This window comes from Marinobacter sp. NP-4(2019) (assembly GCF_003994855.1).
Lineage (GTDB): Bacteria > Pseudomonadota > Gammaproteobacteria > Pseudomonadales > Oleiphilaceae > Marinobacter.
The window spans coordinates 2,773,211-2,787,624 of sequence record NZ_CP034142.1; the positions used below are offsets into that span (position 1 = coordinate 2,773,211).

Here is a 14,414-nt window from a genome sequence, read left to right on the forward strand (position 1 = left end):
GTGGCCCCCTTTACTCAAATACAAACCAACGTCCGAGAAAAGGAGTTTTCAGCCTCATGCGTCTACTGACCATTATCCTCTTTCTTTTTGGACTGCCCCTGCTGATAGGCGGTGTCTGGCTGCTTTCCCTGGGTGGCAGCTGGTACTACACGCTAGCCGGAGCAACTCTGAACTCAACGCCGAGTCTGTTATCAGCAATCCCCGCCTTGGCGAGGAACTGGACCTGATGCACAATATGCCCTATCGCCAGGATGGCTATTATTACTCCACATCACCGCCTGTCGTGGCCCACGGCGTGGTTGTCGTGGCCGGTTCAGTTAACGACAACTATGACATTAACTCACCATCGGGCGTCATCCGCGCCTACGATGCCAGAACCGGCAAACTGGTGTGGAACTGGGATCCTGCCAACCCGGATCAGACCCAACCCATTGCTCCTGAAGACACCTATTCCACCAGTTCTCCCAACAGCTGGTCGATAGCCAGTGCCGACAAAGAGCTGGGCATGGTGTATTTCCCCATGGGAAACCGGACTCCGGATCAACTGGGCATGTACCGCACGCCTGAGGAAGAAATCTACGCTTCCTCGGTTGTGGCCCTGAGCCTTGAAACCGGCGACGCCCTGATCCCCATTACCGAACAGGAGGCGCCGCAAGGCACTATCGAGGGCGATTATGCGGCCCCCACGCAGCCGCTATCCGCGCTTAGTTTCCGGCCGCCGCCCCTGAAAGCTTCCGATATGTGGGGAGCCACTGCCATTGACCAGATGATCTGCCGCATAAAGTTCCACTCCCTGCGCTACGAAGGCCAGTACACACCTCCATCGGTACAGGGCACCATCGTGTACCCGGGCAACTTCGGGGTGTTCAACTGGGGCGGCGTTGCCGTGGATCCCGAGCGTCAGGTCATGTTCGGGATGCCACTGTATATGGCGTTTACATCCAGACTGGTACCCAAGAACCAAGAGGCGCTCGGACCCACCAATACCGGGCACCACCATTGGCGACTATGTAGTGGCCTACAAGCTCAAATGACTCTGGCGGCGGAGCGAAACATCAACTTACAGTGCGAGGATAATCCATCGATGAAAAGCCATCGCCAGCCGGTCAGCGCATCGTTATTGAAACAATGGCTGACCTGGCTGGTTCTGCTGTGCTCGCTGGCTACGCCAATCTACGGTCAGGATGAGACAGATACAAAGTCCGACGCAGAAGCCTCGGTACCAGCCGTACAGCCGGAACTTGAAGCCGAAACGGAAAGTCCGCCGAAAATCGAGCTCCAGGAGTCAATGAATGCGGACATCCGGCAGCAAATACAGGCCCTGAAGGCATCCCTCAATCAACGCCTGACGGGTGTGGAATCCAGCGTCGAGCGCCTGGACTACGCTGAATCCATCCTCAATCGCCTGAAAGACGAATACGAAAGCTTTGAACTGAGGCTGGAGACAGCCGGGCTCAACCTGACAGGTGACTATGCCGGCCTGTTGAAACAACGGTTGGAACGTCTACGGCGACAGAGTATTGCCAGCGAACTGATCAAGGGTATTGAAGAGCAACTGTCAACCGCCCGCGAAGAACAACTCAGACTGGAAGAGTATGAAGCGATTGTGGACCCTGAGGATAATGCCCGAGGTCAGTTACGCAGCGAACGGGCCAGGCTGATTCGCCAGCTCCACGAAGCGGTAACGCAACACATCGACGTTCTCAATGATTACTACAACACCGTAACTGCCTTGCAGGAACAGGTGCTGGACTACCAGACACTGCTGCAACAACGACTATTCTGGCTACCTAACGCATCGCGGGTGGGCTCGGATACCCTCTCGGCCCTCCTGGAATCGTTCGTCTGGCTCGCCTCCGAGCTCAGGCTGGAACCCTTCAGCCAGGCCATTAAAGAGTCCTTTGATGAACGCCGGGCCCGGATCATCGTGCTTTTTGCAATACTTGCACTGCTGCTGTTCAAACGCCGGGCAATCAAGACAAATCTCAAGACCAATGGCGAGTATGTCGGTAATGTAGGCCGTGATCGCGTTGCCATAACTTTGTTTGCCCTGATCCACAGTGTGCTGCTGACCCTGCCCGGGGTGCTTGCGTTGGCGGCAGGCGCGCTACTGTTGATGGAAGGCAATGAGTTCTTTTCAGCGCTTTCCAATGGTTTCACCGCTGCCGCCTTTATCACCCTGCTGTTGAACTTTATTCACAAGGTAGCCCGCAAGGATGGCCTTGGGGACAGGCATTTTCATTGGAACAAACACTCCCTGGAAGCCATTCGCAGGGAAATCCCGATCCTGCTGGCCGTGGTCATTCCCATTACGATTCTTTCAGCCACCACCGCGACGCCAAGTGGCTCCGAGTTTGAAGAAAGCCTGGGACGACTACTGTTCATAGTGGTATCGGTGGCGCTGGCGATCTTCGCCCAACGCATCATGAGCGCGGTTCGTGCGGAAAAGCCGGGCGGTCGATTCCTGTTCGTACTGCATTTTCTGGCCGTCGCCACGCCCCTGGTGCTGGCCGCGGCCTCCATACTCGGGTATCACTACACCGCGCTGGAACTGGAACGTAACCTTTTCATAAGCATTTGCTGGCTTGCCTTCAATGCCCTGCTGTTCTATCTCGGGTTACGCATGCTCGCGGTTCGTGAGCGCCGTTTAACACTGGAACGTTTGCGAGAGCAACGAGCTGCCGAACGCAAAATGGCAGAAGCCAGGGAAGCCGCCGAATCGTCAGGCGAAGGCGTACCTCAGGCACTGGATATGCCGGAAATGGACCTCAAGGACATCAGCCAGCAGAGCACTTCCCTGTTGAAAATCCTGGTCGCCGTGGTGGCCATATCCGGCCTTTGGCTGCTCTGGGCCAACGTCATTCCCGCACTGCAGCTATTTGACAACATTACCCTGTGGACAATCACCACAGACCTTGAAGGTGGCGATCCGCTACCCATAACCCTGGGTGACCTGATGCTTGCACTGCTGGTGGGAGCAGGCACGGTTCTCGCCGTCAAAAACCTTCCCGGCACCCTGGAAGTGATGATTCTGAGCCGGATGCACCTGGAACCGGGATCCGGTTATGCCATCACCACCATCACCACCTACCTCATCGTGTTCCTGGGGGTTGTAATATGCCTTGGCGTGGTGGGCGTTCAATGGTCGAAGCTGCAGTGGTTGGTGGCAGCTTTGGGTGTGGGGCTCGGCTTCGGGCTACAGGAGATCGTGGCCAATTTCGTCTCGGGTATTATCCTGCTCTTTGAACGCCCGATTCGCGTCGGAGACACGGTGACCATTGGTGGCATCACCGGCACCGTGTCTCGCATACGCATTCGCGCGACGACGCTTGTTGACTGGGATCGCAAGGAACAGATCGTCCCCAATAAGACCTTTGTCACCCAGGATCTGACCAACTGGACGCTCTCCGACCCCATTACACGGGTCATACTCCGGGTGGGCGTGGCTTACGGATCAGACGTGGATACCGTACAGCAGATCCTGATGGAAGTTGCCAACGGCAACGAGCGCGTGGTGGACGACCCCGCACCGGCCGTATTCTGCGTCGGTCTTGGCGACAGCAGTATTGATTTCGAAGTGAGGGTTTTCGTCAAGGACCTCCTCGACATCATGCCACTGTCACATGAGATTCATGCCTCGGTCACCAAAGCATTGCGGGAAGCAGGTATCGAGATTCCCTTCCCACAACGCGACCTCCATGTTCGCACCATACCGGATCTCCACGGGCTGACCGGATCCGACCGCTAGTCGCAACTGGCCACATCTGCCCGGGTTACTCCAGGATGATCAGGTGGTTGGGCAGCTCATTTTTCTCACGGGTGGCAGGAATCTGGGTCTTTAGGTGGGCACCGCAGGCCCGGATGCAATCAACGAAGCCTTCCTGGGTCCGGCCCTGACGGACCTTGCTGGTGAAGTCGGCGACAATCTCTTCCCAGATCCGGTTATCGATCAGGCCGGCGATCCCCTGATCCACCAGGATTTCGACATAATGCTCGGCTTCCGATACGAAAATCAGAACGCCGGTGCCACCGGCGGTATGGTGCAGGTTTTGCTCCAGAAACTGACGCCGAGCCATATTGGAGGCGCGCCAGAACCGTACCGACCTGGGCACTAACCAACGGGCCGCCCCCGAAAACCGGAACAGCAGACATAACACGATGAACGTGCTCCACTGGGCCATCAACAGCCCGCTTACACCGAACCAGCCAGTGAAATAACTGACAACGCCGGGCACCAACAACGCCAGGATGCCCGCCCACAGCAGCGGGATATAGGTATAGTCATCGGAACTGGCGGCCAGTACCGTCACCAACTCAGCGTCGGTCTCCTGCTCCACCTCGGCTATCGCTTTGGCTACCTGTTTCTGCTCGCTTTCACTCAATAGAGTCATGGTTATATTAATCTCGCTGAATCATGAAGTGGTTTTACCAGCCGCCGGAAGCGCCACCGCCACCAAAACCGCCACCGCCACCACTGAAGCCACCGCCACCAAAGCCTCCACCGCTGCGACCTCCCATCAGGGAGCCAGCAACGAGGCCACCCAGCAACGCGCTGCGACCACGACGACCACCCATGCCACCAAAGAACGACAGGGCCACGATGATGAAGAACAGGATACCCAGTGCAGGATGGGGACGATCCTCCTTACTCACCTGCCGGGATTGGGGGACCGCCAGCGGCTCGCCCCCGAGCACCTGAATCATGGCTTCGGCCCCATTGGCGATACCTGTAGGGAAATCGCCGGCACGGAAGGCCGGGGTAATAATCTGGTTGATGATGGTGGCGGAAGTGGCATCCGTCAGACGGCCTTCCAGACCATAACCCACCTCAATACGGATACGACGTTCGTCTTCCGCCACGATCAACAAGGCGCCGTTGTCCTCGCCTTCCTGACCAATGCCCCAATGCCGGCCAAGCTGATAGCCATAGTCCTCAATCGGATACCCCTGAAGGTTCGGCAGGGTAACCACTACGACCTGCTCGCTGGTGGCCTGTTCGTGGGCTTCCAGCATACGGTTCAGACGCGACTCCACCTGCCCCGGCAACATGTCGGCGTTATCCACCACCCGCCCAGTCAGCTCGGGAAAATCGGGAGTGGACTGCGCCAGCACCTGGCCCGGTAGCAGGACAACCAGCGCAGCGAAGACGAGTATCCGGCAACAACTCATAGCCATCAGAATTCCACCTGCGGCGCTTCCTCTGCATCGGGTGTCGTGGCTTCAAAGTTGGCACGCAGCTCCATATCGCTATACAGGAAACTGTGCCAGAGCCTGCCGGGGAAGGTGCGGATCTCCGTGTTGTACCGCTCCACCGCCTGGATAAAGTCTCTCCGGGCAACAGCGATACGGTTTTCCGTGCCCTCCAACTGGGATTGCAATGCCAGGAAGTTCTGGCTGGATTTCAGGTCCGGGTACCTCTCCGATACCGCCATCAGCCTGCTCAGGGCGCTGCTCAACTCGCCTTGTGCCTGTTGAAATTGCTGCAACCTCTCCGGATCATTGAGGATGCTCTCATCCACCTGGATCGACGTCGCTTTGGAGCGGGCTTCAATAACCGCCGTCAGGGTCTCCCGCTCCTGAGTAGCAAACCCCTTCACGGTCTCTACCAGGTTGGGGACTAGGTCGGCACGACGCTGGTACTGGTTTTGAACCTGGGACCAGGCGGATTTTACCTGCTCGTCGTAGGTGGGAATGTTGTTGATACCGCACCCCGTCAGCATAAGTGTCAACAGGGCAAGAACTGTGAGCCGCAGGCTATTGCTGCGCTGCATGATGGCAGGACTGTTCACCATGATGTATCCGTTCCTTGTGAGTCTGTGAAGCCAGAATGAGTAACGTCAGGACATTACCACAATTGCCTGTGTTATGGGGTCGACACCTGCAAATACAAGGCGTACTATGCCCATTACTGTATATACAGACAGTATCAGAGGTTGACCATGAAAACCCGCGGCACCGCATTGAATCCCCACAACAGGTTCCAGCCCATTGTCACTGATCGGCAGGCAGACAGCGACTGGTACCAGGACCCGGACGACGAACTGAACCCGGACTCACTGGCCACCGAAGTGGCCGATGAGCAGGTACGGACCATCATCAGCCGCAACCAGTCCCCTGACCTGCCCTTTGATCAGTCCATCAACCCCTATCGCGGGTGTGAGCACGCGTGTATTTACTGCTTCGCCAGACCTACCCATGCCTACTGGGACCTGTCCCCGGGGCTGGACTTTGAAACTCGGCTAATCGCCAAACCTAACGCCGCCCGACTGCTCCGCAGGGAACTCGACAAGCCCGGGTACCAAGTCTCAACCATTGCGCTGGGTGTGAATACCGACGCCTATCAGCCCATCGAAAAACAGCGACGGATCACCCGGGAAATTCTCGAAGTACTGGCCGAATACCGCCACCCCGTGTCCATTATCACCAAGGGCACGCTGATCCTTCGCGATCTGGATTTGCTGTCTGAGCTTGCGGCCCAGGGGCTCTGCTCGGTCCGGGTCAGTCTCACCACGCTGGACAACGGCCTGAAACGGGTCATGGAGCCCCGCACCGCCGCCCCTGCCACACGACTGAAGATCATCCGCGAGCTATCCGCCGCCGGAGTGCCAACAGGTATTCTGGCCGCGCCTATCATCCCGTTTATCAACGACCACGAACTGGAAGCCATACTGGAGGCAGCCTCCGGGGCTGGTGCCCAACGGGCGAGCTGGATCATGTTGAGGTTGCCGCTGGAGCTGGATGAACTGTTCCAGGACTGGCTGCACCGGCATTTCCCACAGCGTGCGGATCACGTCATGAACCGAATCCGTGATTTACGGGGTGGCAAGAGTTATGACGCCCGTTACGGCAAGCGAATGACAGGCACCGGCCCGTACGCCGAGCTGATCCGCCAACGCTTCAACAAAAAGAGCCGGAGTCTGGGCATGAATCAAAACGAGACGGCCCCACTGCGCACCGACCTGTTCCATCGCCCGGGCGGGGAACAAATGAACCTGATCTGACACCCGCTGCGTTACAGCAGGACACTGACCATACCCAAGGTGCTGACTGCCAGTAATACGGTCCCCAAGACCCGGAAAAATATCGGCGTCTCCGCCCTCAGCATCCTGTCATGAACCTTCAGCCCGACGACGTGGCCGATAGCCGCAGCCGGCAGCAACCAGAGATGGTGAATCAACTGCAGGTCCACACCAGCATAGACAAATGCCGCCATTTTGATGGTGACCAGGATAAACCACAGGGCAAACAGGGTGTCCCTCAGCTTCTCTTTAGGCAGATGCTGGGCTGCAACGGCAATGATCAAAGGCGCCCCTATCAGCGATGTACCACTGATATAACCACCCGCCATCAGAAAGACCGTATCCACAGCCCGGCTGCCACTGCGAAAAGGCTTGTTGAGAATGTAAGAGACCGAATACAGCGCAACGATAACGAAGATAATGGCACTGAGAATATGGGAGGGCATGGTAATCAGCCCCACCACCCCGATGAGCTTGGGTACGATCATGATCGCCAGTATCTTCCACAGATAGTGCCAGTCTACCGTGCCCTCTGCCGCCGTACCGTTACCACCGCCGCGCTTTTCCCTGCCCGACTTGCGGTTGTTCATCCAGATGGTCAGCGAGGAAAAGAACAGCAGGTGCACCGAGATGATCGGCAGGAAAACCAGCGGCTCGTCGAGCACCAGTAACAGGAAAGGCAGGGATAATACCGCGCCACCAAAGCCCAGCCCGGAGCGGACAAAGCCACTCCAGACAAAGATCAGGACAATGAGGGCGTATTGGTAGAAAGCAAGATCAGACATGGATTCCTGACATACGACAGTCTAGACGATGATTTTGGCGGCGTACCTTACCACGGGGTTACCCGTATTACCCTCCCCTCCGGACTGTCTGTCAGCAGGAAAACCGCCCCACCAGGACCGGTGCGCACATCCCGGATGCGCTCACCCAGCTCACCAAACAGGGTTTCCATATCCACGGCACCATCGTTGCTGAGAACAACACGATGTACACGCCTGGCAGCGAGAGCACCCACCAGCAGGCTGCCCCGCCATTCCGGGAACAGGTCCCCGTCATACAGGGTCATGCCCGACGGCGCGATAGACGGCGTCCAGTGTAATGCGGGAGGCTCCATGCCATCATATTCAGTAAACGGCGACACCCGTGCGCCCGTGTAGTCCAGCCCCCGCGTAGCCACCGGCCAACCATAGTTGCAACCACTTTCGATCACATTGATCTCATCACCGCCCCGGGGCCCGTGTTCATGGGCAATAAGCCGGTTGTTGCGCCAATCAAACACCACGCCCTGAACATTACGGTGCCCGTAACTGTATATTTCCGGAAGTGCGTTGGAGTCAGTGGTAAACGGGTTGTCCTGCGGAGCGGACCCATCACGGTTAATCCTGACGATGGTCCCGATGTGGCTCGTCAGCCTCTGGGCTTCCTCACGATAATCAAAACCGTCTCCCAACGTCAGGATAAGCGTGGCATCCGGCAGCCACACCATGCGCCCGCCAAAGTGGGCATCCCCTGTTTTCGCCGGCAGGCTACGGAACACCTCCTGAACATTGTCCAGCCCACCTGGAACCAGACGCCCCCGGGCAACACAGGTGTGATTGGCGCTCCAGGTGCCACAGGCGTATGCCAGATAAATGTGGCGACTTTCATCAAAGTCCGGCGCGATCAGGACATCAAACAACCCTCCCTGGCCGGAAGCAAATACCTTCGGTACGCCCGACAGGGGGGCAGACACCTTATTTCCATCGGCGGAAAGCAATCGCAAACGCCCTGGTCGCTCGGTCACCAGGGCCCTGCCATCGGGCAGGAACGCCAGGGACCAGGGGTGTTCCAACCCTATCGCGAACGTTTCCAACCGATATCCCGAGGACGCGTCCGCCTGAACCGGTTCCTGCGGCGCAGTCCATCCAAGGGTAATGAGCACAGCACCAATGGCAAAATGACGTGGCATCTTTCCGCTGCCACGCCGCCAGGAAAAATGCGCAAACAACCAACCGGACAACGCCGCTGTGGCCAGCATCGCCATCATTCCCCCTGCTCCCCGCGTGGCCGCAATCAGGGTCGGCATGGGGGCCAGGGAATCCACCAGTTTGAAGGTTACCCAAAGCCCGACGGCGGCGCCTAATGACAGAAAAGACGTTCGCCAACGCAGGTCCAACAACCGGATGAACAGGCTCGTTACCATTTGTGACAGCAGAAAACTGGCCCCAAAAACCACCCCGTAGACCGGAACGAAGTTCACCAGGTCCTCAAGGCTCGTTTGCAGGCGTGTCCCGAGACCAATCTCAACGCCCAGATTCTGCAGCGCCAGAAGGTTAAACTGGGTCTGAACGAGGCTGCCTGCCAGGATTCCAACAATCAGAGCCAACAAAAAAGCACCCAGCACCCGAAGCCAACCAACATGCTTTTCCATTCTTGTAGAGTTCCTTCAACCGGATGAACAACGCCCCGCTACCGCAAGGTGCCAGGCTCGAACAACAGCTTGATATAACTGCGAAGCAACATTAGCTGGCTTGGCAGGATGGCGCGCTCTCCGGTAGCCCGTCCCAGAACCAGACCACCTTCAATAACCGCTGAAACCATATCCGCCAACGCATCCGGGTCGACAGTCTCCCGGGGGGCGTAATGTTGGTAGATGGAGTCCAGAAGCCGGCGAAACCGCTCGCGCCAACTCAGGACAATACGCCGATTCAGTTCCCGCACATCACGATCAAACAGGCTTTCCTGATAGCAGTAGGTCGCCACCAGGCACCCCGGATGTGCCTGCGGTAAATCCTCCATGATCTCCGCCAACAACTTGAGCCCGACCAGGAATCCCTGTAACGGGTCGTCAGTCAACTCGCGGCCACGGGCAAACACATCATCCAGCAAGGAGTCCTCTCGCGCCATATAACGCAGCAACAGTGCACGGGCCAACGCGTTCTTGTTGGGAAAATGGTACAGGAAGCCACTTTTGGTTATGCCTGCCTCGGCAATCACCTCTTCAATCGAGGTTGCACCAAAGCCCTTCCGAAGTACCGATTCTTCAGTGATATCCAACAATCGCTCACGGGTAGCCTGTCCCTTTCCCATCTGCCACCTCCGGTGAACCATACCCCAAGTATGGTTTTCCCTGCGGGAACCCTGACCGCCAGTGCCCTCGTGAGCACCGAAACACTGTATCCCATTGTTTTAAAAAAGCTAAATACTTATCGAAAAACCATACCGCGTGCTCTCTGGTTGCCATTCGTCTCCTGGCGCATGCTGGTCATGACTGGAAACAACCAGTTATCGATAATAAGGAGGATAGCACTATGACAGACAACGCAGAGACCCTCATCGATGAAGTCACCGAAACAGATCCGGCGGTGGCAGACGCATTCAGCGACCGCATGATGGATACACTGAACTCGGGTGCGCTGGCACTGATGATCTCGGTCGGCCACCGCACCGGGCTGTTTGACACCATGGCAGACATGCCACCAGCAACCAGCGCCGAGATTGCCGAAAAGGCTGGCCTGGATGAGCGCTACGTCAGGGAATGGCTCGGAGCGATGACCGTCGGCAACATTGTCGAGAATAACCCCGAAAAAGAAACCTACTACCTGCCCCCGGAACACGCGGCCAGCCTCTGCCGTGAGTCACCGACAGATAACATAGCCGTGTTCGCCCAGTATATCCCGCTGCTTGGCTCCGTGGAGGACGACATTGTTCACTGCTTTCGACACGGCGGCGGCGTTCCATACGAGCGCTTCGGGCGCTTCCACGAGGTCATGGCCGAGGACAGCGGCCAGTCCGTTGTTCCTGCTTTGGAAACTCATATCCTGCCGCTCGTTCCGGGTCTTGTTGAACGACTGGAGAAAGGGATTCGTGTCCTCGACGTTGGTTGTGGCAGGGGGCGGGCACTGAACAAGCTGGCCAGGTTGTTCCCGCGCAGCCGGTTCACCGGATACGATCTATCCGGGGAGGCCATCAGGTATGCCGCCCAGGAAGCCAGGGCGCTCGGGAATGACAACACAACCTTCGAGGTGTTTGATGTCAGTGATCTTGAGCACAGTGGACGAACCGGCGCATTCGATCTGATCACCACATTCGATGCCGTGCACGACCAGAGGGACCCGCTCGCTGTGTTGCGGGGTATCCGGAAGGTGCTGGCCGACGACGGTGTTTATCTGTCCCAGGACATCAAGGGATCAAGCCATCACCACAGTGACCGGGATCACCCGATCGGACCTTTGCTTTACACCATTTCCTGCATGCACTGCATGACCGTTTCCCTGGCCCAGGATGGCGAGGGGCTGGGAGCGATGTGGGGGAAGGAAAAAGCCCTGGAGTACTTTCATGCAGCAGGCTTCCGGAACGTCGATGTCCATGAGCTTGAGCATGACTTCCAGAATTACTGGTACGTCTGTCGCCCCTGAGTCATTCGAAACAGGGTCATTACAGGCCGCAACAACCAGCTGACGATGTACATGGCAGGAATCAGAATGATCAGCCAGCCGGCAATCTGGATGGCCAGTGGAGAAACACCCAGCACATCAGCCACCCCCGCGAAAAAATCGTTGATCACGCTGGGGTGGCGCACCACCAGGTACCCTGCGCCAATGATGACCGGCCACTTGGCATAGCGGGCACTGCTGAGCAACAGACGTCCACCGCCCGTCATACGGGCCGCCAGAGCAGCCGATCGGGTTGAAATCCTCGCGCCCTGGGTGGTTCTGGCCACATTTCGCCCGGCGCGGATCACCTTGACCGCGCTGGCAAATACCAGCACATCCACAGAGGCCCAACCAACGTCACTGGCCGAAATCTCCTCCCCGGTTCGGTAGTTTGCCTCCAATTGCCGGATTCCACTGGTAAAGAACCGGGTGATACCCTCGGTCACCCGTTCCGTCTGGACCCACTGGGTCTCCCCTTCAGGATCCACCACAAACTGCCCCAGGAAGTCGTGCCCTTCATTGCGGATGAAATTCACCGCGTACCAACCCCGCTCCTCTGGCGTCAACGCGTCTTGTGTTGCCGGTTCTTCAGGGGCGGCGGGGCTTCCCCCGAGCTCGGCAACGTAATCCTTGGCCCGCTGGTACTGGCGGGCAGCCATGTTCATCCATTCTATGGAACTGACCGGTTCACGCAGGAAAAAGTCGATAGGGGGCAAGGCCTGCTCGCCATAGGTGCGCAACACCTCCCGGAATTCGGGCTCGGACGCATACAGGGGGAGAATGGTGCGGGCCATGTCAGGGTACACCAGCAGAGCAGCCTGGGCTTTCAGCCGTGTCACGGGGTCCTCTCCCAGATCCAGAACCGCTGCCTGAACTTCAATGGGCTCGTTGCTGATGCGGTCGAACCCAGGCCACGCCTCCCGAGCCTGAATGGAGACAAGCTTTTGCTCAATCGGCACTGGTCGGGATGCATAACTGGCAAACACCGCCAATAACAACCCCACACCGAGGATCACCGTGAATTTCTTCAAGCACCCACCTCAGGTCCTTCCCGTTCAACCATTGTTTTATCACAGGTCGGGTCCAACGAAAGAACCTGGCGCAACAAAAAACCCCGGAGCTCTCACCCCGGGGTCTTTTAGCGGCCGGTCTGGCCAACAGTATTGGCGGGCTGTTTACTGCTCCACAAATGCCCGCTCGATCACGTAGTGGCCCATATCACCGCCACGGGCCTCCTTGAAGCCCATGTTGTTGAGAATGCTGCAGGTGTCCTTGAGCATACTGGGGCTACCGCAGATCATGAAACGGTCGTTCTCTACATCGAAGTCCGGCAGGCCCAGTTCCCGGGTGATCTTGCCGCTTTCCATGGCATCGGTCAGGCGGCCCTGGTTACGGAAATCCTCACGGGTCACGGTGGGGTAATACAGCAGCTTACCGTCAACCATCTCGCCGAAGAATTCATTTTCCGGCAACGCTTCGATTTCCTGCTGGTAGGCCAGTTCGGAGACATAACGCACGCCGTGGGTCAGGATCACCTTGTCGTAGGCTTCATAGACTTCCGGATCCTTGATGATGCTCATGAACGGCGCCAGGCCGGTACCCGTGCTGATCAGCCACAAGTTCTTGCCGGGCAACAGGTTGTCCATGATCAGGGTGCCGGTCGGCTTACGGCTGACCAGAATCTCGTCCCCGACCTGAATTTTCTGCAGGCGCGAGGTCAGAGGGCCGTCCTGAACCTTGATGGAGAAAAACTCCAGCTCTTCCTCGTAGTTCGCGCTGGCAATGCTGTAGGCGCGCATCAGGGGCTTGCCATCGGTTTCCAGGCCAATCATGGTGAAATGACCATTCTTGAAACGAAACCCGGGATCACGGCTGGTAGTGAAACTGAACAGGGTGTCGTTCCAGTGGCGTACGCTGGTGACTTTCTCTTTGATCAGATTGCTCATGATTAACTCTCGCCTGTTCTGTTTGCTCGAACGCAATAAGTTGAAGATCCGAATTGAATAAATTCTAACCCGCAGCTAACCTATCGACAAAATGGGATATTTTCATAACCTTATTCGGTATTATCGATTACGGTGGTACGCTCATGAAATACAGTTTCCGCCAGCTGGAGGTTTTCCTCGCCGCTGCGCATTTCCAGAACATTACCCGTGCGGCGGAATCCCTTGCCATGTCGCAATCAGCGGCCAGCAGCGCCTTGAAAGAGCTGGAAAACCAGTTCGACATCCAGCTCTTCGACCGGGTCGGCAAGCGTCTCCAGTTGAACGAACTGGGACGCCTCTATCGCCCGAAAGTGGAAGCCCTGCTTGCCCAGGCCGGGGAGCTGGAGCAGGCGTTCAGCAAACACTCGGAAGTCGGCGCACTGAAAGTCGGGGCCACACTCACTATTGGTAACTATCTGGCCGTTGGTGTGATGGCCCAATACATGAATACCCCTACGCACCCCAGGGTGTCCCTGGAGGTCGCCAATACTCGCACCATCGCCAGACGGGTCAGTGACTTTGAGCTGGATATCGGGTTGATAGAGGGGGAACTACAGGCACCGGAACTGGAAGTGATCCCCTGGCGGGAGGACGAACTGGTGGTGTTCTGTTCCCCCGACCACCCGCTCGCACGGAAGAAGAAGCTGGATGACGAAGACCTTCGCAACGCCACCTGGGTCATGCGGGAACAGGGGTCCGGTACCCGCCAAAGCTTCGAAAGAGGCATGCACGGGCTGTTGCCGGACCTGAACATCCTGCTGGAACTGGAACACACCGAAGCCATCAAGCGCGCGGTGGAAGCCGGGCTGGGCATTGGCTGCCTGTCACAGGTTTGTCTGGCAGATGCGTTTCGGCGCGGTAGCCTGGTGCCGCTGACCGTCCCGGAGTATCGGCGTTTCGATCGGCAGTTCTACTTTATACTGCACAAACAGAAATACCGCAGTGCCGGCATCGACGCCTGGATGGAGTTGTGCCGTCAACTGTAACCGGTA

Annotated in this window: 13 protein-coding genes; 5 read left to right on the plus strand and 8 right to left on the minus strand. The window is 57.4% G+C overall.

Annotation, left to right across the window (positions count from 1 at the left end):
* Window positions 1-56 precede the first annotated feature (56 nt).
* Both EHN06_RS21175 and EHN06_RS12625 read left to right on the plus strand, forming a co-directional pair.
* Window positions 57-227, plus strand: coding sequence for a hypothetical protein (locus EHN06_RS21175; RefSeq protein WP_164735571.1), 171 nt, complete (start codon window positions 57-59; stop codon window positions 225-227).
* Complete coding sequence (locus EHN06_RS12625; protein WP_228257297.1) at window positions 227-3,748, plus strand: mechanosensitive ion channel domain-containing protein; 3,522 nt, start codon at window positions 227-229, stop codon at window positions 3,746-3,748. Before EHN06_RS21175 ends, EHN06_RS12625 begins: the two co-directional genes overlap by 1 nt.
* 25 nt (window positions 3,749-3,773) lie before the next feature.
* On the opposite strand, the gene EHN06_RS12630 is transcribed toward EHN06_RS12625, so the two are convergent.
* The 3 genes from EHN06_RS12630 to EHN06_RS12640 are packed head-to-tail and all read right to left on the minus strand — an operon-like array spanning window position 3,774 to window position 5,771.
* Entirely contained in the window at window positions 3,774-4,391 is a 618-nt protein-coding gene (locus EHN06_RS12630) for a TPM domain-containing protein (RefSeq protein ID WP_127332911.1), read from the minus strand.
* Window positions 4,392-4,425: 34 nt separating this feature from the next.
* Window positions 4,426-5,175, minus strand: a complete 750-nt coding sequence (locus tag EHN06_RS12635; protein ID WP_228257298.1) for a TPM domain-containing protein — start codon at window positions 5,173-5,175, stop codon at window positions 4,426-4,428.
* Complete coding sequence (locus tag EHN06_RS12640) at window positions 5,175-5,771, minus strand: LemA family protein (protein ID WP_206075789.1); 597 nt, start codon at window positions 5,769-5,771, stop codon at window positions 5,175-5,177. Before EHN06_RS12640 ends, EHN06_RS12635 begins: the two co-directional genes overlap by 1 nt.
* Window positions 5,772-5,939: 168 nt before the next feature.
* Between EHN06_RS12640 and EHN06_RS12645 the strand changes: the two genes are divergently transcribed.
* Window positions 5,940-7,001: a PA0069 family radical SAM protein gene (locus EHN06_RS12645; RefSeq protein ID WP_127332913.1), complete on the plus strand. Its 1,062-nt coding sequence runs from the start codon at window positions 5,940-5,942 to the stop codon at window positions 6,999-7,001.
* Between the two features lie 11 nt (window positions 7,002-7,012).
* On the opposite strand, the gene EHN06_RS12650 is transcribed toward EHN06_RS12645, so the two are convergent.
* From EHN06_RS12650 to EHN06_RS12660, 3 genes are read right to left on the minus strand one after another with little or no spacing between them, the layout of a single operon-like run.
* A complete protein-coding gene (locus EHN06_RS12650; protein ID WP_127332914.1) occupies window positions 7,013-7,804 on the minus strand; it encodes a TSUP family transporter in 792 nt (263 codons plus the stop codon).
* 47 nt (window positions 7,805-7,851) lie between these two features.
* Window positions 7,852-9,432 carry a PQQ-dependent sugar dehydrogenase gene (locus EHN06_RS12655; protein WP_127332915.1) on the minus strand — a complete coding sequence of 527 codons (1,581 nt, stop codon included), beginning with the start codon at window positions 9,430-9,432 and terminating at the stop codon, window positions 7,852-7,854.
* 38 nt (window positions 9,433-9,470) lie between these two features.
* Window positions 9,471-10,091: a TetR/AcrR family transcriptional regulator gene (locus EHN06_RS12660; RefSeq protein ID WP_127332916.1), complete on the minus strand. Its 621-nt coding sequence runs from the start codon at window positions 10,089-10,091 to the stop codon at window positions 9,471-9,473.
* Between the two features lie 221 nt (window positions 10,092-10,312).
* Here EHN06_RS12660 and EHN06_RS12665 point away from each other — a divergent pair, with 221 nt between their 5' ends.
* A complete protein-coding gene (locus tag EHN06_RS12665; RefSeq protein WP_127332917.1) occupies window positions 10,313-11,419 on the plus strand; it encodes a class I SAM-dependent methyltransferase in 1,107 nt (368 codons plus the stop codon).
* Here EHN06_RS12665 and EHN06_RS12670 read toward each other — a convergent pair.
* Complete coding sequence (locus EHN06_RS12670; RefSeq protein ID WP_228257299.1) at window positions 11,395-12,468, minus strand: hypothetical protein; 1,074 nt, start codon at window positions 12,466-12,468, stop codon at window positions 11,395-11,397. The two genes, EHN06_RS12665 and EHN06_RS12670, sit on opposite strands and share 25 nt — an antisense overlap.
* A 144-nt stretch (window positions 12,469-12,612) precedes the next feature.
* A complete protein-coding gene (locus tag EHN06_RS12675) occupies window positions 12,613-13,383 on the minus strand; it encodes a ferredoxin--NADP reductase (protein ID WP_127332918.1) in 771 nt (256 codons plus the stop codon).
* 143 nt (window positions 13,384-13,526) lie between these two features.
* Between EHN06_RS12675 and EHN06_RS12680 the strand changes: the two genes are divergently transcribed.
* Window positions 13,527-14,408 carry a LysR family transcriptional regulator gene (locus EHN06_RS12680; RefSeq protein ID WP_127332919.1) on the plus strand — a complete coding sequence of 294 codons (882 nt, stop codon included), beginning with the start codon at window positions 13,527-13,529 and terminating at the stop codon, window positions 14,406-14,408.
* Window positions 14,409-14,414 lie beyond the last annotated feature (6 nt).

Excerpts from the sequence above, each read along its gene's own strand:
- EHN06_RS21175 (WP_164735571.1), top strand. The coding sequence starts at position 57 with ATGCGTCTACTGACCATTATCCTCTTTCTTTTTGGACTGCCCCTGCTG.
- EHN06_RS12625 (WP_228257297.1), top strand. The coding sequence starts at position 227 with ATGCACAATATGCCCTATCGCCAGGATGGCTATTATTACTCCACATCA.
- EHN06_RS12630 (WP_127332911.1), bottom strand. The coding sequence starts at position 4,391 with ATGACTCTATTGAGTGAAAGCGAGCAGAAACAGGTAGCCAAAGCGATA.
- EHN06_RS12635 (WP_228257298.1), bottom strand. The coding sequence starts at position 5,175 with ATGGCTATGAGTTGTTGCCGGATACTCGTCTTCGCTGCGCTGGTTGTC.
- EHN06_RS12640 (WP_206075789.1), bottom strand. The coding sequence starts at position 5,771 with ATGCAGCGCAGCAATAGCCTGCGGCTCACAGTTCTTGCCCTGTTGACA.
- EHN06_RS12645 (WP_127332913.1), top strand. The coding sequence starts at position 5,940 with ATGAAAACCCGCGGCACCGCATTGAATCCCCACAACAGGTTCCAGCCC.
- EHN06_RS12650 (WP_127332914.1), bottom strand. The coding sequence starts at position 7,804 with ATGTCTGATCTTGCTTTCTACCAATACGCCCTCATTGTCCTGATCTTT.
- EHN06_RS12655 (WP_127332915.1), bottom strand. The coding sequence starts at position 9,432 with ATGGAAAAGCATGTTGGTTGGCTTCGGGTGCTGGGTGCTTTTTTGTTG.
- EHN06_RS12660 (WP_127332916.1), bottom strand. The coding sequence starts at position 10,091 with ATGGGAAAGGGACAGGCTACCCGTGAGCGATTGTTGGATATCACTGAA.
- EHN06_RS12665 (WP_127332917.1), top strand. The coding sequence starts at position 10,313 with ATGACAGACAACGCAGAGACCCTCATCGATGAAGTCACCGAAACAGAT.
- EHN06_RS12675 (WP_127332918.1), bottom strand. The coding sequence starts at position 13,383 with ATGAGCAATCTGATCAAAGAGAAAGTCACCAGCGTACGCCACTGGAAC.
- EHN06_RS12680 (WP_127332919.1), top strand. The coding sequence starts at position 13,527 with ATGAAATACAGTTTCCGCCAGCTGGAGGTTTTCCTCGCCGCTGCGCAT.